We start from the raw sequence: 19,126 nt of genomic DNA on the forward strand, positions 1-19,126 counted from the left end.
AAATTGCGGCCGATGATCATCGGCTCGAGTTCGCCGTGGTTGATGTTGCAGGGGATGATGGCGCGGCCGCGGGCGATTTCACTGCGGACGAATTCCGGCGTCACGAACGCCGGCACCGAGGCGCCAAAGCTTTCGCCGTCGGCCAACGCGGCTTCGGCGCGTTCGAGTTGTTGCTTGCGGCCGAGATTTTCGCGGGTGGCGACGTAGATCATCTCCTTGGTGATGATTCCGGCGCGGGCAAATTCAAGCTGCGTGATCATGTGATCGCCGACGCCGCGCAGGGGCTTGTGATGCGCATTGAACGATTTCGCCGCATGCGAGGCGCCGACATTGCCGTTGTCCTCCGGCTTGATGTCGCGGCCCTGATATTCCTCGACGCCGCCGCGCTCTTTCACCCAGGCGATGCGCGGGCGCGACAGTCCGGCATTGACGTCGATGGTCACGGCCGGATCGGTATAGGGGCCCGAGGTGTCATAGACCGGCAGATTCGGCTCGCCGGCGCCTTCGCTGAGGATGATCTCGCGCAGCGGCACGCGCAGATCAGGCGCCTCGTCCGGCGCAACAAAGATCTTGCGCGACGAGGCCAGCGGGCCGGTGGTCACGGCGGGAAGCGTGGTGTCGGGATTGGAGCGAATGTTCATGGGATCCTCCTTTGAATTTCTATCTGTCGAGGTGTTGATCGTCATTGCGAGCGCAGCGAAGCAATCCATGGCTACGAAGCCGCTGAAAGATGGATTGCTTCGTCGCTTGCGCTCCTCGCAATGACGGCTGGGCTAATTTCGAAATCATCACGCGGCCTCCGCGTTTAGTCCGAGCCAGGCGCGCACGCGCGCGTCGGGCTCGGGATTCTGGGTGATGTCGCTGACCACGGCGATCGAATCGGCGCCGGCGGCGAAGATCTCGCGCGCCTGCTCGAGCTTGATGCCGCCGATCGCGACCAGTGGGATGTCGCCGATGCGCTTTTTCCATTCGGTGATTTTCGGAATGCCCTGCGGCGCGAAGCGCATCGATTTCAGCGTGGTTGGAAAGATCGGCCCGAGCGCGATGTAGTCGGGTTTTACGCGCAAGGCGGTTTCCAGTTCGGCGTGATCATGGGTGGACAGGCCGAGCGTCAATCCTGCGTCGCGGATCGCCTTGAGGTCGGCATCGGCAAGCTCGGCCAAATCTTCCTGGCCGAGATGCAGATGTTTGGCGCCGGCCGCGATCGCCGCGCGCCAGTAATCATTGACCACGAGCTTGGCCGCGGTGCCCTTGATGATCTCGATCGCGTCGCGCACGGTCTGCAGTGCGTCGGATCGATCGCGTCGCGCACGGTCTGCAGTGCGTCGGACTCGTCGAGGCCCTTGGCGCGCAACTGAATCGTGCCGACCCCAAGCAGCGCCAGCCGCGCGACCCAGGCGACGGTATCGACGACAGGATAAAATCGATCAGGATACGCGTTGCGATCAGGATACGGCATGCCAGAACGGGGTCCCGATGACTGGAGTGGAAGGAGAGGCGAAGTCGCGGGCTTCCATCAGCCCGGCTTGATAGGCGGTGCGTCCGGCCTCGACGCCGGATTTAAAGGCTGACGCCATCGCGACGGGGTCGGCGGCCTTGGCGATCGCGGTGTTGAGCAGCACGGCGTCGTAGCCGAGTTCGAGCGCCTGCGCGGCATGGCTGGGCGCGCCCAGGCCGGCATCGACCACCAGCGTGATATCAGGCAGGCGGTCGCGCAGCAGTTTCAGCGCGTCGCGATTGGTGATGCCCTTGGCGCTGCCGATCGGCGCCGCCCATGGCATCACCACCTTGCAGCCGGCATCGACCAGCCGCATCGCAACGCTGAGATCCTCGGTGCAATAGGGAAATACTTCAAACCCGTCCTTGATCAGGATGTCGGCGGCTTCGACCAGGCCGACCACATCGGGCTGCAGCGTGTCGTTGTCGGCGATTACTTCCAGCTTGATCCAGGACGTTCCGAACAATTCGCGCGCCAGCTTCGCCGTGGTCACGGCCTCGCGCACGCTGCGGCAGCCCGCGGTGTTCGGCAATACTGTCACATCGAGCTCGCGGATCAGCGACCAGAACGCATCGCCGGTCTTGCCGCCGGCGCTTTCACGCCGCAGCGACACCGTGACGATCTGCGCGCCCGACGCCCGGATCGCCGCCTGCATGATCGCCGGCGACGGATACAGCGCGCTGCCGATCAGCAGGCGCGAGGAGAATTCGCGGTCGTAGAATTTCAGCATGGTATCAAATCCCACAGTTCGTCATCCCCGCGAAAGCGGGGATCCAGTATTCCAGAAGCGCCTGAGGCTGAATCGAGAAGCCGCGGCGTACTGGATCGTCCGGTCAAGCCGGACGATGACGGCTGAATGTGATGGGCCGACTCCCCCTCAACTCGTCGTCCCCGCGAAAGCGGGGACCCATACGCCGTGTCGTTTCGTTGAGGCATACGGTTAGAGAGCTTTGGTAACAACGACCGCCGGTGGTTATGGGTCCCGGCGTTCGCCGGGACGACGTGGAGAGAGTTTGCGCGAACGAGAGTTGAACAAAATTCACCCATCTCACCCTCCCTGCCGTGGCGTGATGATCTCGATCTCGTCGCCGGTCTTGAGCGGCGTCTGCGCCCATTGGCTCCTCGGCAGCACGTCGTAGTTCAGCGCGACCGCAAAATGCGTGCCCTGATATTCGAGTTCGCCGAGCAGCGCGTCGACGCGGCTCGAGGCGATCTCGCGCGCTTCGCCATTGACGATCACGCGCATTGCATCACCTCATTGTCGATCACGCCGCGTGCGACATAGCCGAGCGTCAGCTCCGCCAGCGCCGGCGCCAGCAGGAAGCCGTGGCGATAAAGTCCGTTGACCGCGATCTTGTCGTTATGAACCGCGATGCGCGGCAGATTGTCCGGATAGGCCGGGCGCAGCCCGGAGCCGAATTCGAGGATGCGCGCCTCGGCGAAGGCCGGATGCACCGCATAGGCCGCGCCCAGCAGTTCCAGCGCGGAACGCACGCTGACGCCGGTGTCCTCGGCCTCGATCGAGGTGGCGCCGAGCATGAAGCGGTTGTCGCCGCGCGGAATCACGTAGAGCGGCCAGCGCGGATGGATCAGCCGAATTGGGCGCGCCAGTTCGACCTCGGAGGTTTCGACGATGATCATCTCGCCCTTGACGCCGCGCAGCTCCGGCTGGCTGTCGCGGGCGGCGAGGCCACGGCAGTCGATCACGATGCCGTCGAGTTCGTCGGGCTTCGCGTCGCTGTTGAATTGGATGGTGCCGCCGGCCGCGGCCAGGCGCGCATGCAATTGCGGCAGCACGCGCCGCGGCTCGACATGGCCCTCGTCGGCATAGAACAGGGCGTCGCGGAAGCGGTCCTCCAGCGACGGTTCGATCCCGGCGAGGCCGCGCGCGTCGAGCCGGCGATGGCCGGATGTGAGTTTGGCAAAACGCTCAAAATCGGCGCGGTCGCGCGCATGCGCCACCACCAGCGAGCCGTTGAATGGCGTTTGCGGAAAATGCTCACGCCACAGATCGAGCGAGCGGATGCCGAGCCTGGTGATCAGGGGTTCCGAGGTCTCGGCCTCGCACCAGGGCGCGAGCATGCCGCCGGCCCAGTAGCTGGTCGATTGCGTCATGTCGGCGTCGCTGCGCTCATGCAGCGTGACGGCGTGGCCGGCCTGCGCGAACAGCAGCGCCTGCCATGCGCCGGCTATCCCGGCGCCGATCACGGCAACGGGGGATTGCTCTGGCGCTGCTACGGGCGAACGCCCGCGCTGTGGGTCTGAACTCTGATACATCCCTGTCCCTTCGCCGGCATGACCCGGATCAGGTTCAAAGGGTCACCGCGGTCTCGCGCTCTGCGCGCAGGATTTGCATCCTGACAACAGGGTTTGAGCGTGCGGTCTCTCAGCTCCTCATCGGAGCTCCCCTCGGAACAGGGCTAATGTAATCCGATGCGGGGGGGTGTCAACGCGCGCGTCGCCGGTTTGCACCGGCTTACTGTGCGGGATCCTGCTCGGCACCAGCGTCAGCCGGGCTTTTATCCGCCTGTTTCGGCGGTGCGCTGGCGAGTAGCGGTTCGGGATGCCTGCCATGTTCGAGGCGCTGGCGTTTGGCGGCCGCGTAATAGCCGCTGGCGTAGTAGCCCACGGCGCGGGTGTGATCGCCGTTGGCGGCGCGGAAGGCGCCGGCGAGATATTTCACCGCATAGGTGAGATTGGTTTCGGGATCGCGCAGCCCTTCGGCGGTCCCGGTGTAGCCCAGGCTGCGCGCGGTCGAAAGCTTGATCTGCATCAGGCCGATGGTGCCGCCGCGCCCGACCAGATCTGGCTGATAGCGGCTTTCCCGCACGATCACGCGGTGCACCAGCGCTTCCGGCACCGCATTGGCCTTGGCGTGCTTTGCAACCAGCGCATCATATTCGGCGTGCCCCGCCAGCGCGATGTCCGGCAATAACAGCGCCGCGATGGCGGCGAGCCAGGCCAGCGATAACAGTCGTTTCATTGGAAAACAGCCTCGGGGAAATGGCCTTCGACGCCGCGGGTTCTGGTGGTGTGGAATCCTTAGACCGATCCCGCTTGCCACACTTACCGGGCATTGATGTGGCCAAAATCCGGCATTCCCAAAGCGACGACATCGCGACGCTTCGTCGTTCAAAAGACTCAATGCTCTCCCAGAATTTGCGACGCGACGGAGCGGTGGCATCCGACAGCAAACCTGTCCCAACCGCGTTCAACTCGCTTCAAACAATTCGCTTCAAACAAAAAGCAAAAAGGGAGACGCATCATGGCCAGCATCGACCCCGGCTCTTTGCCGCTCGGAAATCCCTGCGCCCAATGCGGCAAGCCGATATCGGCCCCGGAATGGATCGAAGCCGGCCCGCGCCGCGCGGCCTATCTCTGGCACTGCTGGGCCTGCGACTACCGGTTCGAGGCGGTGGCCTTTTTCGACGAGGCGCAGCAGGACGGCGAGGCGCTCGCGGCTTGAACAAAGCGTGCTCACGCCGCCGATAGCCGGTTGGGCTGGCGAACCGGCAGCTCAATGCGAACGATCAGCCCATGCGGCTGGCGGTCGTTGAGCGAAAGCTGGCCGCCATGTGCCAGCACGATGCTGCGCGCGATCGAAAGCCCGAGGCCGAAACCCTGGGCCTCGTCCATGTTCCTGGCCTCGTCGCCGCGCATGAAGGGTTCCAGCATCACATCCTTGCGCGCATCGGAAATGCCGGGACCGTCGTCCTCGACCTCGATCGTCACGGTATCCGGCGACACGTTGAGGCGTATCGTGGCCACCGCGCCGAACCTGACCGCGTTCTCGACGAGGTTGGTGACGCTGCGATGCAGATCGTCCGGCCGCACCGTCGCCATGGCGTGCTCGGGGCCGTCATAGGTGACCTTGTGTCCCATGTCGGTGAACTGGTCGGTGATCAGCTGCAGCGTGGAGGCGATGTCGGCCAGCGTCATGGCTTCGAGCTTGCGGTCGTTGCGCAAAAAGGAAAGCACCGATTCCAGCATCGATCGCATCTGGTCGAGATCACCAAGCATGCGGTGGCGATGGATGTCGTCCTCGATGAATTCCGAGCGCAGCCGCATCCGGGTGATCGGGGTCCGCAGGTCATGGCTGATCGCGGCCAGCATCTTGGTGCGGTCGTCGATCAGGGTCGTGATCCGTTCGCGCATCCGGTTCAGCGCCTTGGCGACGGAGCGGATTTCTTCGGGACCGCGCTCCGGCAGCGGCGGCGCGGCGCCATTCAGGCTGAAGCTTTCGGCGGCCTTCGCGAACGACGACAGCGGCGCGGTCAGGGCCCGGGCCGCCCACAGCCCGAGCAGGCTGACGCTGACGATGGCGAACAGCAATGTCAGCATCCACGGTCCGCCCCAGAACGGAGGACGTTGCCGCTGATCCGGCAGGATCCTCGCGGAGATCATCGCGCCGTCCGGCAGCGCGATGCCGACCCGGTGGCTGTCTCCCGCGAGCGGGAAGATCCGGTAGCTGCTGTCGAGCCGGCGATGCAGGCCGCGCAGGTCGAGGCCATCCGTATCGCTCGCCGCGGGAACCGGGCCCGGCGGCAGGCTTTCGATGTCGAGCTGCGGAAATGCCCGCGCGATGTCGGCGCCAAGCCGTGGCCGCTCGGCCGCGGGTGCGGCGCCGAGAAGCTGCATGGCCGCGGCAAACTGGGCGTGACCGCGGTCGATCCCGGGATCCGGCTGGTCCGGCCGGCTGAAGAAAAAGGTGGTCGTGAGAATCAGGTGGATGGCGACGATCGAGGCGACCACGAGGGCCGCGATCTGTCCGCTGATATTCTTCAGGTTCAGGAAACCGAGCAGCTTCATGACGCGCCGTCTGCAGCGACCGCGATCGGATCCACCGCCGGGGTGAACATATAGCCGCCGGAGCGTACCGTCTTGATCATGGTGGCGTCCTGCGGATCAGGCTCGATCTTGCGGCGGATGCGGCTGACCAGCACATCGATGCTGCGTTCGAACGAGCCGGCGTTGCGCCCCTGGGTGAGATCGAGCAGGCTGTCGCGCGACAGCACGCGGCCCGGCCGCTCGCAGAAGGTTCGCAGCAGGTCGAATTCGGCGCTGGTCATCGCCACCCGCGCGCCCGCCGGATTGCGCAACTCCCGCAGCCGAAGATCGATCCGCCAGCCCAGAAAGGTGAGGGCGGTCGCGCCGTTGGCGGCGCTGACCGTCTGGGCGGCCGCCTGGCGGCGCAGCACCGCATTGATCCGCGCCAGCAATTCGCGCGGATTGAACGGCTTGGCCAGATAGTCGTCGGCGCCCATCTCCAGTCCGAGAATGCGATCGACGTCCTCGCCGCGCGCGGTGAGCATGATGATCGGTATCTGCGATTCCGCGCGGATCTTGCGGCACAGGCTGAGGCCGTCCTCGCCCGGCAGCATCACGTCGAGGATGACAAGGTCGACGCGATGATCGGTCATCGTCCGGGCCATCTCGCGGCCGTCGTTTGCCGTCATCACGTTGCAGGCGTTGCTGCGCAGGTATTTCGCGATCAGCGCCCGCGTCTCGCGGTCGTCTTCAACGACAAGAATGTTCGATGCTGCCGTGGCCATGCGGAGTCTTTGCCTGAGATTCGTGGCAACTGACGATAGATTTGTTTCCGAATGTTTCTGAAGTTAACCACGCAACACCGGGCAACAGGCCCAGGGGTGCGATAAGAAGAATTCGTTAACAACATTAACCTTAATGTCGCGGCGCAGGGCAAGAACCTTGGGAGCCATCATGACCTCAATCTCCGCGACCTCCAACAATAATTACCTGTCGCCGCTGCAGCAGCTGGAGAATCAGCTGCAGACCGAAGTCTCCTCCGGCACCATCAGTTCGTCCGACCAGAGCGCGTTGTCTTCCGCGCTGACGGATATCAATTCCGCGCTGCAAGGCGGCAGCAGCAGCGCCAGCAGTTCAAGCTCCTCCAGCAGCACGAATTCGTCTCCCGGCGATCTGCAGTCGAAGATCAACACCCTGATCGCCGGCGAAGTTGCCAGCGGTAAGTTGACCAGCGCGCAGGCCACCGAATTGCAAGGCGTGTTCACGGCGGCGTTCGCCAACGGCGCCGGCGCGCCACCTCCGCCCGACGGTGCGAATGCGGCATCCGCTCTCACCGCTGCGGCTCAGACCGGCAGTTCGGACAGCACCGGTTCGGTCCACCACGGCCATCACCATGGCGGCCATGGCGGGACGACGTCGACAAACAGTTCGTCATCGACGAGCAGCACCAGCAGTACCAGCAGCTCATCGAGCAGCAGCTCCACTGACAATGTCCTGCAGCAGTTTCTCCAATCGCTGCAGGATTCGCTGTCGTCCTCGTCGTCCTCATCCTATGGCGCGAGCGGATCCGCCGCCGCCGGCAGCATTTCCTCGATTTCGCTTCTGATCAACTACCAGACCTGACCCAAAGAGCTGATCCAAAGACCTGATACCGGTCAGCGCATCAAACGGCGGCAGCAAACCGCAGAACGCATGCTCGATACCATTATTCTTCTTGCGGGTGCGGCTGAGCGATCGGTATTGCGGTCGCTATTGCAGGCGCACAATCCGCTGCTGACGGTGATCGCGGTCGAGACCCGCGACGATCTGGCCGCGCTCAGTCTGGATCAGCTGGCGCGGGGGCGGCTGGTCGCGTTCGTGACGCCCGAAATCGTGCCCGCCAGCATTCTCGCCCGGCTTGGCTACGGCGCATTCAATTTTCATCCCGGTCCGCCGAGCTATCCCGGTTGGGCGCCCGCGCATTTCGCGCTTTACGATCAGGTCACGGAATTCGGCGTCACCGCCCATGTCATGGTCGAACAGGTCGATGCGGGCCCGATCATCGACGTCGCGCTGTTTCCGATCCCGGCCGGTATCTCGGTGCTTGGCCTGGAGGGGCTGGCCTATGCGCATCTCGCGCATTTGTTCTGGCGCCTGTCGAAATGGCTGGTCACCAATCCGGAACCGCCGCCGACGCGTCCGATCAAATGGGGCGCCACGAAATATTCCCGCCGCGCCTATCGCGCGATCTGCGACATTCCCCTCGACATTTCGAAGCCTGAGCTCGACCGGCGCATCAAGGTGTTTGGCGGCAATCATTTCGGTATCGCGCCAACGATCAATCTGCACGGCATCGAGTTTCGCGCGGTATCGCCCCAGCCGCGGTAGGCCGCCCGGGCGCCGGGCCTATGACGGCCGCGCTGGAACCGGACGGCGGCTGACGCGTTGGTTCCGCTCATCAACCCGGAGGGAGGGTGATGATGACCGACCTCAAGACAAGATCGCACCAGCTGATTGCCAGCGACCGCGTCGAAGGTACCGCGGTGCGAAGGCCAAACGGCGAAAGAATCGGCCATATCGAGCGGCTGATGATCGACAAGATCAGCGGCAAGGTATCCTACGCCATCCTCAGTTTCGGCGGCTTCCTTGGCATGGGAACCAATCTGCTGCCGCTGCCCTGGGCGCGCCTCACCTACAACACCAGGTTCGAAGCCTACCAGCTCGACATCGACGATGACGAACTGCGGCGCGCGCCGTCGTTCCGCGCCGATGCGGACTTTGACTGGGGCGATCGTTCGCAGGAAACCGAACTGCATCGCTACTACGGCATCCCGCCCTATTGGGGCGGCTTCTGATCGAACATCGTGCCAAGGCCCTGATGTGTTCCACGGAACCAGGTCGATGCGAGACCTTGTTGATCATCTGCAGCGCAGCAATCGAAAAGCGCGACAAATTGGAACGGCATGTGTGGTGACGTGTTCTCTCCAGACCATTTGATATCAGGGAGAAAACATATGTCGGTAAAATATATCCCGGTCGCTTTGGCCGCGTCGGTGTTGCTTGCGTCCGTTGCGTTTGCGCAAACTCCGACCGCGACCACCGACCGCAGCAACATGGCGCCCTCGACGATGTCTTCCTCGTTCCAGGGCGACTGGCGCGCGTCTAAGCTGGTCGGCCTTTATGTCTATAACGACAACAATCAGAACGTCGGCTCGATCAACGATCTGCTCACCGACAGGAGCGGGAACATCAAGGCGGTGGTGATCGGCGTCGGCGGTATTCTCGGCGTCGGCGAGCATTTGGTCGCGATACCCTTCGAGAAGATCAAATTCGTCAACGAGCCGGTCGCCTATACCGGTACGGCCGGAAACAACAGCCAGCCGATGTCGACGACAACGACGGGCTCTGCGGCCACGGCGACGGCATCGAAGCCCAGTCCGTGGTATCCGGATCATGCTCTGTTCAACGCGACCAGGGATGAGCTGAAGGCGATGCCTGAGTTCAAATATTCGATGTAAGCCGCGTTCAATCGATCGGGTTCAAGAGCGCGTCCGGCCTCGCCGGGCGCGCTTTGCCTTGCCGGATTGCGCCTTTCAGCGCTGGTATCGCGATGTTACGCTTGCCGCCGGCAGGCGCACCTGCGTCCTGCCTAATACCGAACGGGAGGACGATATGGCTGATAGCGTTTACAAGGTTATCGAGCTGATAGGCACCAGCAAGGAATCCTGGGAAAAGGCGTCCGCGGCGGCCGTCAACCGGGCCGGAAAATCTCTCCGCGAGCTGCGCGTGGCCGAGGTGGTCCAGCTCGATCTGCAATTGGATGCCAAGGGAAAGATAGAAGCCTACCGCGCCAAATTAAAAGTCTCGTTCAAATTCGAGGGAGCCTGAGCCGTAGTCGGGGCAGGATGTATCACGACCTGATCCCCGCGTAACGGCTTCGCCGTTATCGCGGGAGGAGCGCGCATGGCGGCGTCTCGAAGCATGGCAAAAAGTACCAGCCGTAGCCCGCATGAGCGCAGCGATATGCGGGACCAGCAGAAAGACCCCGGATATCGCTTCGCTCATCCGGGCTACGCGTGCTTCTGAAATAAAAGCGCGTCCGGTTTTGCCGGGCGCGCTTTTGTTGATGCGAACAACTGTCTTCACCTCTCCCCGCAAGCGGGGAGAGGGAGATATTTCTCAATTCGTCTTGACCAGCGGGCAGCCACCCTTGTCGAGCGGACGGAAGGCTTCGTCGCCGGGGACGGTGGCGAGCAGCTTGTAGAGATCCCATTCGTTCTTCGACTCCTCGGGCTTCTTGACCTCGAACAGATACATGTCGTGGACCATGCGGCCGTCGATGCGGATCTTGCCGTCCTTGGCAAAGAAATCGTTGATCGGCGTGGCCCGCATCTGCGCCATCACCTTCGGGGCTTCGTCGGTGCCAATGGCCTCGATCGCCTTCAGATAATGCATGGTCGCGGAGTACAGGCCGGCCTGGATCATGGTGGGCATGTGGCCGACCTTCTCGTTGAAGCGTTTCGAGAAGGCGCGGGTCTCGTCGTTCATGTCCCAGTAGAACGCGTCGGTGACGATCAGGCCCTGGGTTTCCCGGGCGCCGAGCGAATGGGTATCGGTGATCTCCTGCAGCAGGGCGATCATCTTCTGGCCGCCCTTGGTGATGCCGAATTCCGACGCCTGCTTCAGCGCATTGGTGGTATCGCCGCCGGCATTGGCCAGCGCGATCACCTTCGCCTTGGAGGCCTGGGCCTGCAGCAGGAACGACGAGAAATCGGACGAGTTCAGGGGATGGCGGACATCGCCCAGCACCTTGCCGCCGCTCTCCTTGACGACGTTGGCGGCATCGCGCTCGAGCGCCATGCCGAAGGCGTAGTCGGCGGTGACGAAGAACCAGGTATCCTCGCCGCGCTTGACCATCGCCTTGCCGGCGACATTGGACAGCGCATAGGTGTCGTAGGTCCAGTGCACGGTATTGGGCGAACAGGCGACGCCGGTGATATCGGAGCTGCCGCCGCCGGAATTGATGTTGATCTTGTTCTTCTCGCGGGTCAGCGCCGAGACCGGCAGCGCAACCGACGAAGTCGGGACATCGAAGATCGCGTCGACCTTCTCGTTGTCGTACCAGTTGCGGGCGATATTGACGCCGACGTCGGGCTTGTTCTGATGATCGGCGACGATCACCTCAATGGGCTTGCCTTTCACCTTGCCGCCATAATCGGCGACAGCCATCTGGACGGCGACCAGCGAGCCCTTGCCCGTCGAGTCGGCATAGAGGCTGGACATGTCGGTCAGCACGCCGATCTTGACGACGTCGTCGGAAATTTGCGCGGTCGCCGCACTGCCGGACACGGCAAAAGCAAGGCCGGCCACCAGTATGGCTGCAAGCGATTTCATGGTCTCATCTCCCTTGGTTCTTGTTGAGGCTTGGCTCTTGTTGAGGCTTATGGCTGTCTTTTACCCGGCTTCAGAGCGGCCGGCAAAGCCGAAGGCGGCGAGGGAACGCGCCGGGCTGATTAAAATGCGGGCGGGCCCGTACTCAACCTTTTGTTGGATGCCGGCTGAAGCAGAACAGGTTGGTCACAGCCCCGGCAGCGCGGTGATGGTGACATTGATGGCGCCCGCGGCCTCCGCGATCACGCGCAGCGTCCTGGAATCGAAGGCGATGTCGGCGAGGTTCAGGCTGGTGATGTCGGCCGCTATCCGCACGCCGTCCTCGTTCTTCTGGAAATCCGCGATCGCGGTTGCGATCTTCTTTTGCGCACTGCCGATCAACGGCTTGAGGTCGATGGTCGCCTTTTCCCCCAGCGCTTTTTGCAGATGCGGCATGGCGGCGCGTGCCGCGGCGCCGAGCAGCCCGAACGCGGCTTCGGATTCGACCGCGAGTTCGAAATTGGTCAGCCGCAGTGTCTGCTGCGCCTGATCGAGCACCGGCCGGCCCCAGATATGCACGGTGGCTTCGCCGCCGAAGCCGAACAAGCTCTTTTTCTCCCTGGCGTTGACCAAGAGCGAGATCAATAGCCGGTTGCCCGACGCCGCCACCGATGCGCGCTTCACGACGACGTCGACCGAGCCCGAGCCGTCCTCCGGAAAGGTGCGGCCGGCGAGCTGCGCCTCCAGGGTCTTGCTGATGTCGCTAAAAGGTATGTCGATCGGGATGCCGACGCTGACCCCTGATGACATCGGCGGCACGATCGATATCTTCTCCGGGAACGGACAGTCGGGCCTGGTCTGCGTCGGCGTGATGCGGGTTTCCGCCTCGATGCCGAGTGTCAGCGTGACCGCTGATGCATCGACGCGTGGCTGCGCCGCGATGGCGCGGGTCGGCCGCAGCTCCAGCCACAGCGCCGGCAAGGATGAGGAGGCGGCGGTGCCCTGCAGGGGAATCGAGCGACACGCCTTGGCCCATTGCAGCCGCGCATTGCGCTCGAACGCGGCATCGTTGTGAATTCGCGCGCCGGCCGCGGCCAGTTGATCGGCGACGCTCTTGTCGATCAGCGGCTTGACCTGCGCCGGGACGTTGACGCGGGCGCCTGCCACCGTCAGGCTGCTGTCACTGAGCGTCACCTGGCCGGCCAAATTCGGCTCGATGCGCCAGGCCGCGGCAAGCCTTGGCCGCGAGGTGATGGTGATATTGCCCTTGATCTCGGCGCTGGCATTGAGCGCCTTGATGTTCACGCTGCCGATTTGCTTGGCGACGTTGCCGCCGAGCAGGCCGCCGAGGGCGTCGCCGACCGCGCCCGTCGCCTTCGACGACAGCGATCCGGTCACGTTCAGCTTTCCCGTCAGCGGTGTCGTCAGCGACAACACATCCTGCGCCCCGGTGGCCGCGATCGGCCCCCGCGACGCGGTCCAGCCGATGTCGGCGTTCTGCAGAATCTGCGACACCGGGTTGTCGGCTTTGCCTGCGAAGTTGCGCGGCGCGCCGCGGTCGGCGGCGTCGCGAATGGCCGGTATCGAAACCGAGACCGTTGCGATGATGCTGGAGATGCGGGGCGCCGGTGGCAGCGGCGCCAATTCGGCAAGCACCGGCGCTGCTACCGTGCCACGCCCCGACAGCCAGTCCATCGCCTTCAGGCTGACGAAAAACGAGGCCGCGACCACCACGGTCGCAAGCAGAATTATCCTAAGCCGCATCGGCAGACGCATCGTCCCCCCGGACTGATTTGAACCGGCGAGTCTATAGGGCGGGGTCAGGCGACGCCAGAGCGGGGCGATCCCGGTAAATTGAAGGGCCGGCGAATGTCGGGACGATGCCGGCGTTTGTTTCCTGCCAGACACAAAAACGGCGCGATCAACACGCCGTTTTCATTGATGAGTCTGTTCTGTGGCGGGCTTGCGGAATCAGCTCGGCTTGCGGTCCGCATTGTCGGCGCGGCGATCCATCGGCAGCACGATCACCTTGGTGCCGACGTTGACCCGCGCATAGAGATCAGTGACGTCCTGATTGGTGAGACGGATGCAACCGGACGACACGTGGGTGCCGATGGTCCCCGGCGCGTTGGTGCCGTGAATGCGATACACGGTGCCGCCGAGATACATGGCGCGGGCGCCGAGCGGATTGCCGGGACCGCCCGCCATCTGGCGCGGCAGATAGGGCTGGCGCGCGATCATTTCCGGTGGCGGCGTCCAATCCGGCCACTCAGCCTTTTTGGTGATCGACTGGGTGCCGGACCAGGTGAAGCCGTCGCGGCCGACGCCGATGCCATAGCGGACCGCCTGACCGCCGCCCAGCACATAATAGAGATAGGTGTTGGGCGTATCGATGATGATGGTGCCGGGCGCCTCGCGCGTGGCGTAGCTGACGATCTGGCGCTTCAGCCGTGCCGGCAATTCGGCGCTGGCGGTGTCATCTTCTATTGGAGCCGACTGCACCGCCGGCGGGGCCGATGGAGCCGACGGCTCCATGAAGAACGGAAACAGCGGCAATGGCGCGGCCGTGGCGGCGCCGCAAACCATGATGGCGCCGATCGCCAGTGCCCCGAAGGCGGCGGCACGGCGGCAATTCAGCCGGATGGTCCTGGGATTGAACATCTGATGGCCCCTGTTTGACAGCCCTGTTGGATCGCTCGCGCACCCATTCGGTGCATCGTTAACCTCGACCACTACAGCAGAAACATTTCGGGACATTTGCCCCAAAAGGCCAAAATGGTTTGGTCGGATTCAGGAATTGTTTCATTCCTGTGTCACCGGGACACGAAAATTGGCACGGCCGTTGTGAAAAGGAGGCCTGCGGCGTCCATGACGTCACACGTTTGAAATATCCTTGGCACAACGTCGGGAAATTAAGAATCAGTAACGCTCCTGGATTCCCCGATGCGGATTTTAATCGCGACCGATGCTTGGCACCCGCAGGTGAACGGCGTGGTGCGTACCCTGACCTCGCTGGCGCGTAGCGCCGCCACGCTCGGGGCCGACATTGAATTCCTGACCCCCGACGGGTTTCCGTCCGTCGGCCTTCCGACCTATCCGGGGCTGCGCATCGCCTTGCCGAACCGGCGCAAGATCGCAGCCAGGATAGAGGCGGCGGCGCCGGACGCCATTCACATCGCGACCGAGGGGCCGATTGGATGGTCGGTGCGGGCCTATTGCCGCCGCCACGGACTGGCGTTCACGACGTCCTATACGACGCGCTTTCCTGAATACATCGCGGTGCGCTCGATCATCCCGGCCTCGTTCAGCTACGCGGTGCTGCGGCATTTTCACGCCGCCGCCGCCATGACCATGATCGCCACACCCTCGCTGCGGCAGGAACTCAGCGCCAAGGGTTTCAGGAAGCTCGGGTTCTGGGGACGCGGGGTCGACACCCAGCTGTTCGTGCCCGACGAGCCTGCGAAGCTCGATCTGCCGCGGCCCATTTTCATGACCATGGGCCGGGTCGCGGTGGAAAAAAATATCGAGGCATTTCTTTCGCTTGATCTGCCGGGCTCCAAGGTCGTGGTCGGCGATGGACCGCAGCGCGCGGAGTTGCAGCGCCGCTATCCGAAGGCCAGGTTTCTCGGCGAGAAAACCGGCAAGGATCTCACGGCGCATCTGGCGGCGGCGGACGTCTTTGTGTTTCCGAGCCGCACCGACACGTTCGGCGTCGTGCAGCTCGAGGCGCTGGCCTGCGGGACGCCGGTCGCGGCGTTTCCGGTGACGGGCCCGCTGGACGTGATCGCGGATCATCCCGTCGGCGCGCTCGACGAAGACCTGCGCCGCGCCTGCATCCGCGCGCTCGGCATGTCCCGCGAAACCTGCCGGAATTTCGCGCTGGAACGCTCCTGGGAAAACAGCGCCAGGCAGTTCATCGGCAATCTGTCGGCGTTGCAGCCGAGCCGCTCGCTGCGGCCGGCTCACCGTCTGGCCGGCAGAAGCGCCGTGCAGGGCTAGCGTGCAAAGTCAACGTGCAAGGCTAACGTACAAGGCTAACGTGCAAGGCCAAGGTTCAAGACTGACATTCAGACCACTTGCAGACCAATCGGATCACCTGGAATAGCGAGCGAAGGATATCATGGCAGAGATCATCAAACTTGACGGAACCACACCGCTGGACTTCGACCGCGAGATGGTCGAGACCGCCTATGACCGCTGGGCCCCGATCTATGACCTCGTGTTTGGCGGGGTGTTCAGCAAAGGCCGGCGGGCGGCCATCGCCGCGACCAACCATATCGGCGGCCGCGTGCTCGAGGTCGGCGTCGGCACCGGGATCTCGTTGCCGCAATACGCGCCCAATTTGCGCATCTTCGGCACCGACATTTCGGAGGGCATGCTGCGCAAGGCCAAGGCGCGGGTTTCCGAGCTTCGCCTCAAGAATGTCGAGGGTCTCGCGGTGATGGATGCGGAGAAGCTCGAATTTCCCGACAATTCCTTCGACGTCGTGATGGCGCAATATGTCGTGACAGCGGTGCCGAATCCGGAAGCGGCGATGGACGAATTCGCGCGGGTGCTGCGGCCGGGCGGCGAGATCATCCTGCTCAGCCGGGTCAGCGCGGATGCGGGGATGCGTCACTTCATCGAGAAACGGCTGCAGCCGGTGGTTCGCCAGCTCGGCTTCCGGACCGATTTCGCGTGGTCGCGTTACACCCAATGGGCGGCCGGGGCGCATGGGGTGGAACTGGTCGAGCGTCGCCCGGTGCCGCCGTTCGGTCACTTCTCGCTGATCCGTTTCCGCAAGCTTCCACCGGCGGTCGCCGCCTAGTTCGGGCGAGCGGCGCCATCGTACCCGCGTCGTTGCGAAACGTCATATGTCATTATGATGATGTCACATGCCGTACATCGAATCGCTGTAAACCAATTAACGACCACCTTTTTTGGGGGAAAGCATGATCAAGGAATTCCGAGAACAATTGCGAACCCAGCGCTGGGACGACCATCGCTTTTATCATCACAGCCGGATCAACCAGAGCCTGCACTTCGTCAGTGCGGCGAGTTTCCTGGTCGGTTATGTGATGATCTTTTTCGATCCGGTGATCGCCGCGCTGATCGGCTGGCTGGTCTCCATGACCTCGCGCCAGGCCGGCCATTTCTTCTTCGAGCCCAAGGGATATGACCACGTCAACCAGGCGACCCATGAGCACAAGGAAGAGATCAAGGTCGGCTACAACCTGCAGCGCAAGGTGGTGCTGATGGCGATCTGGGCGCTGTCGCCGCTGGTGCTGTATGTCGACCCGACGCTGTTCGGAATCTTCACGCCCTGGGCCTCACCGGCCGATTTCATGCGCCAGGTCGCCAAGATCTGGCTCGCGATCGGTATCGGCGGGCTGTTGTTCCGCACCGTCCATCTGTTTTTCATCCGCGACGTCGAGACCGGTCTGGTCTGGATGACGAAAATCCTGACCGACCCGTTCAGCGATCTCAGGCTCTACTACAAGGCGCCGCTGTTCCTGCTGAAGGGCGAACTGATCGATCCCGGCCTCGAGAAGCACGTCGAACACGCCTAAAACGTATCCGGTCGAAAGATGGCTGCGGTCAGGCTTGCCGCAGCCATTTTCTTTTCAGCATCTCTTTGAGGATTCGCCGGCGGATGTTCTTGTTGGTGAGCGAGGCGTCGTGCCACCACCAGCCGTCTTGTTTCATCTTTACGGCCGCGGCGACAAAGCGGTTGGCGACCTCGGCGAAATCGGCGTCGGTGTAGTTCAGGCTGAAGATCAGGCGGCCGGTCCCGACCCAGCTCAGCGCCAGCTGTTCGGCCCGCAGATAATACTGAAACATCCAGTTGTAGCGCGACGGCTCGGTATAATGGACACTCCAGATCGACGACAAATTGGCGACCCGGACCGGCAGATCCTGCGCGGCCAGCATCTCGTTCAATTGCTTCGCGCGCGCGTTCCAGGTGTCGTCGAGTCCGTCATAGACCGCGCGGAAATTGGGGCTGGCGAGCCGGCCGAGGAATTCATCCATCGCGGTCATGACGTAGGGATGCGAATTGAAGGTGCCGCGGGCAAAGCAGATATCGACCGGGTGATCCTCGCGAAAACGCCGCATCAGGTCCTTCCGCCCGCAGACCGCGCCGACCGGCAGCCCGCCGGCGAGGCTCTTGCCATAGGTCACCATGTCGGCGCGCACGCCGAAATATTCCTGCGCCCCGCCGGCGGCGAGCCGAAAGCCGACGAACACCTCGTCGAAGATCAGCACGATGTTGCGCTCGGTGCAGACTTCCCGCAGCGCTTTCAGCCATTGCGTATACGCCGCGCGATCGAAACGGGCGGCGCGCGAACTGTCGGCCAGCGCGGAATCGGCGGGCGCTCCGGCGTTGGGATGCAGCGCCTGCAGCGGATTGACCAGCACGCAGGCGATATCGCGCCGGGTCCGCAGCACATGCAGCGTGCGCTCCGACATTTCGGCGAGGGTGTAGGTTTCGTGCGGCGAAATCGGGTTGCCGACGCCGGGCTGCACGTCGCCCCACCAGCCGTGATAGGCGCCGGCGAACCGCACCAGATGGCTGCGGCGTGTGTGATAGCGCGCGAGCCGCACCGCCTGCATCACGGCCTCGGTGCCGGACATGTGGAACGAGACTTCGTCGAGCCCGGAAATCTCGCACAACCGGGTGACATTGTCGGTGATGACGGGGTGGTAGGATCCGAGCACCGGCCCGAGCGCCTGGGCGCGCTCTTGCGCCTTGGCGATACATTCCTTGTAGAAGTCGTTGCCGAAGATGTTGACGCCATACGAGCCGGTCAGGTCGTAGAACACATTGCCGTCGGGATCGGTCAGCGTGACCCCCGCCGAGGATTCCATGAACGCGCCGGTTCCCAGGTGCTCGCGCACCAGCCGGCTGTACTGGAACGGGACCCGGTAGGCTTCAGTGAATTGCAGGTCGGAGATGTGCGCCGCGGCCTGCTGTGTCATCTGCCGGCTGCGGGCGAAGCGGTCCTGGTAGATGCCGGCGAGCCGGAAGAAGGCGTCATGACGCTGGGTGGCGACGGCGTCGGGCGCGCCGTCGGAACGGAAGAAATCATGGTCGTCGAATTCATAGAACGGGATCAGCCGCGCCACCCGCCTCGACATCTTGGAATGTCCGGCCAGCGAGCGGTGCTTGGCCCGCGACAGCGCCAGGCGCGCCTGCAGTTTCGGAAAGACGACGGCCGCGCCGGCGACCGCCGCGGCGGATAAAGACAGAATCGGGAGAGACGAATCCATGCCACCAGCGCTAGCCGGTCCATCTAACAGAATCATGACAGTCCGGGGTCTGATCGCCGCCCTGACGCAACAGGAAGACCTCAACTTCCTGTTGACCAACCGGATCCCGCGGGCGGCGCTGACGCGGTTCATGGGCTGGTTCAGCAAGATCGAGAATCCGCTGGTGCGCGACGCCTCGATCGCCTGCTGGCGGATGTTCTCCGATCTCGATCTGTCCGAGGCCAAAAAGACCGAATTCAAGAGCCTGCACGACTGTTTTACGCG

20 protein-coding genes, 2 pseudogenes and 1 riboswitch are annotated in these 19,126 nt (G+C 63.4%); of the genes and pseudogenes, 10 read left to right on the plus strand and 12 right to left on the minus strand.

All coding sequences use genetic code 11. The annotated features are described in order from the left end of the window. From ABR948_RS17620 to ABR948_RS17645, 6 genes and pseudogenes are all read right to left on the minus strand, one after another. On the minus strand, positions 1 to 641 hold a 641-nt coding region (locus tag ABR948_RS17620; protein WP_428120154.1), incomplete at its 3' end, for a phosphomethylpyrimidine synthase ThiC. A 147-nt stretch (positions 642 to 788) separates the two neighbouring features. After that, positions 789 to 1,459, minus strand: a pseudogene (locus ABR948_RS17625) (thiamine phosphate synthase). Further along, the gene (locus ABR948_RS17630; protein ID WP_428120156.1) at positions 1,446 to 2,228 is read right to left on the minus strand and encodes a thiazole synthase; all 783 of its coding nucleotides are present in this window, start codon (positions 2,226 to 2,228) and stop codon (positions 1,446 to 1,448) included. Before ABR948_RS17630 ends, ABR948_RS17625 begins: the two are co-directional and overlap by 14 nt. A gap of 318 nt (positions 2,229 to 2,546) precedes the next feature. Continuing rightward, a complete protein-coding gene (gene thiS, locus ABR948_RS17635; protein ID WP_428120158.1) occupies positions 2,547 to 2,744 on the minus strand; it encodes a sulfur carrier protein ThiS in 198 nt (65 codons plus the stop codon). Further along, positions 2,735 to 3,775: an FAD-dependent oxidoreductase gene (locus ABR948_RS17640; protein ID WP_428120160.1), complete on the minus strand. Its 1,041-nt coding sequence runs from the start codon at positions 3,773 to 3,775 to the stop codon at positions 2,735 to 2,737. Before ABR948_RS17640 ends, thiS begins: the two co-directional genes overlap by 10 nt. Next, positions 3,763 to 3,918, minus strand: a riboswitch (TPP riboswitch). Its footprint overlaps the gene before it by 13 nt. Before the next feature lie 56 nt (positions 3,919 to 3,974). Then, positions 3,975 to 4,481 (minus strand): transglycosylase SLT domain-containing protein, encoded by a 507-nt coding sequence (locus ABR948_RS17645; protein WP_428120162.1) that lies wholly within the window; start codon positions 4,479 to 4,481, stop codon positions 3,975 to 3,977. A 282-nt stretch (positions 4,482 to 4,763) separates the two neighbouring features. Between ABR948_RS17645 and ABR948_RS17650 the strand changes: the two genes are divergently transcribed. Next, on the plus strand, positions 4,764 to 4,964 hold the full coding sequence (locus tag ABR948_RS17650) for an LIM domain-containing protein (RefSeq protein WP_428120164.1): 201 nt from the start codon (positions 4,764 to 4,766) through the stop codon (positions 4,962 to 4,964). Positions 4,965 to 4,975: 11 nt separating this feature from the next. Here ABR948_RS17650 and ABR948_RS17655 read toward each other — a convergent pair whose 3' ends face one another. Then, the gene (locus ABR948_RS17655; RefSeq protein ID WP_428120166.1) at positions 4,976 to 6,307 is read right to left on the minus strand and encodes an ATP-binding protein; all 1,332 of its coding nucleotides are present in this window, start codon (positions 6,305 to 6,307) and stop codon (positions 4,976 to 4,978) included. Next, positions 6,304 to 7,050, minus strand: coding sequence for a response regulator (locus ABR948_RS17660; RefSeq protein ID WP_428120168.1), 747 nt, complete (start codon positions 7,048 to 7,050; stop codon positions 6,304 to 6,306). The genes ABR948_RS17655 and ABR948_RS17660 overlap by 4 nt, the downstream gene beginning before the upstream one ends. A gap of 169 nt (positions 7,051 to 7,219) precedes the next feature. On the opposite strand from ABR948_RS17660, the gene ABR948_RS17665 reads away from it, so the two are divergent. The 5 genes from ABR948_RS17665 (at position 7,220) to ABR948_RS17685 (ending at position 10,132) form a co-directional block, all read left to right on the plus strand. Continuing rightward, positions 7,220 to 7,888 carry a hypothetical protein gene (locus ABR948_RS17665; protein WP_428120170.1) on the plus strand — a complete coding sequence of 223 codons (669 nt, stop codon included), beginning with the start codon at positions 7,220 to 7,222 and terminating at the stop codon, positions 7,886 to 7,888. A gap of 69 nt (positions 7,889 to 7,957) precedes the next feature. Next, a complete protein-coding gene (locus tag ABR948_RS17670) occupies positions 7,958 to 8,632 on the plus strand; it encodes a formyltransferase family protein (RefSeq protein ID WP_428120172.1) in 675 nt (224 codons plus the stop codon). 92 nt (positions 8,633 to 8,724) lie between these two features. Continuing rightward, positions 8,725 to 9,099 (plus strand): PRC-barrel domain-containing protein, encoded by a 375-nt coding sequence (locus ABR948_RS17675; protein WP_428120174.1) that lies wholly within the window; start codon positions 8,725 to 8,727, stop codon positions 9,097 to 9,099. Between the two features lie 159 nt (positions 9,100 to 9,258). Beyond that, positions 9,259 to 9,762, plus strand: a complete 504-nt coding sequence (locus ABR948_RS17680; protein ID WP_428120176.1) for a PRC-barrel domain-containing protein — start codon at positions 9,259 to 9,261, stop codon at positions 9,760 to 9,762. Between the two features lie 154 nt (positions 9,763 to 9,916). Beyond that, positions 9,917 to 10,132 carry a dodecin family protein gene (locus ABR948_RS17685; RefSeq protein ID WP_428120178.1) on the plus strand — a complete coding sequence of 72 codons (216 nt, stop codon included), beginning with the start codon at positions 9,917 to 9,919 and terminating at the stop codon, positions 10,130 to 10,132. Between the two features lie 291 nt (positions 10,133 to 10,423). Here ABR948_RS17685 and ABR948_RS17690 read toward each other — a convergent pair whose 3' ends face one another. The 3 genes from ABR948_RS17690 to ABR948_RS17700 form a co-directional block, all read right to left on the minus strand. After that, the gene (locus ABR948_RS17690) at positions 10,424 to 11,638 is read right to left on the minus strand and encodes an ABC transporter substrate-binding protein (protein ID WP_428120180.1); all 1,215 of its coding nucleotides are present in this window, start codon (positions 11,636 to 11,638) and stop codon (positions 10,424 to 10,426) included. A 183-nt stretch (positions 11,639 to 11,821) separates the two neighbouring features. Continuing rightward, a complete protein-coding gene (locus ABR948_RS17695; RefSeq protein ID WP_428120182.1) occupies positions 11,822 to 13,390 on the minus strand; it encodes a DUF4403 family protein in 1,569 nt (522 codons plus the stop codon). A 195-nt stretch (positions 13,391 to 13,585) separates the two neighbouring features. Further along, on the minus strand, positions 13,586 to 14,275 hold the full coding sequence (locus ABR948_RS17700) for a L,D-transpeptidase (protein ID WP_428120184.1): 690 nt from the start codon (positions 14,273 to 14,275) through the stop codon (positions 13,586 to 13,588). A 282-nt stretch (positions 14,276 to 14,557) separates the two neighbouring features. Between ABR948_RS17700 and ABR948_RS17705 the strand changes: the two genes are divergently transcribed. From ABR948_RS17705 to ABR948_RS17715, 3 genes are all read left to right on the plus strand, one after another. After that, positions 14,558 to 15,613, plus strand: coding sequence for a glycosyltransferase family 4 protein (locus ABR948_RS17705; protein WP_428120186.1), 1,056 nt, complete (start codon positions 14,558 to 14,560; stop codon positions 15,611 to 15,613). A 121-nt stretch (positions 15,614 to 15,734) separates the two neighbouring features. Further along, positions 15,735 to 16,421, plus strand: a complete 687-nt coding sequence (locus ABR948_RS17710) for a class I SAM-dependent methyltransferase (RefSeq protein WP_428120188.1) — start codon at positions 15,735 to 15,737, stop codon at positions 16,419 to 16,421. 124 nt (positions 16,422 to 16,545) lie between these two features. Next, positions 16,546 to 17,163: a hypothetical protein gene (locus ABR948_RS17715; RefSeq protein ID WP_428120190.1), complete on the plus strand. Its 618-nt coding sequence runs from the start codon at positions 16,546 to 16,548 to the stop codon at positions 17,161 to 17,163. Positions 17,164 to 17,191: 28 nt separating this feature from the next. Here ABR948_RS17715 and ABR948_RS17720 read toward each other — a convergent pair whose 3' ends face one another. After that, entirely contained in the window at positions 17,192 to 18,862 is a 1,671-nt protein-coding gene (locus ABR948_RS17720) for an aminotransferase class III-fold pyridoxal phosphate-dependent enzyme (RefSeq protein WP_428120192.1), read from the minus strand. A 34-nt stretch (positions 18,863 to 18,896) separates the two neighbouring features. On the opposite strand from ABR948_RS17720, the pseudogene ABR948_RS17725 reads away from it, so the two are divergent. Next, positions 18,897 to 19,126: pseudogene (locus ABR948_RS17725) on the plus strand (archaetidylserine decarboxylase); the annotation flags it as partial.

It is taken from the genome of Bradyrhizobium sp. (assembly GCF_050014615.1).
Classification (GTDB): Bacteria; Pseudomonadota; Alphaproteobacteria; order Rhizobiales; family Xanthobacteraceae; genus Bradyrhizobium.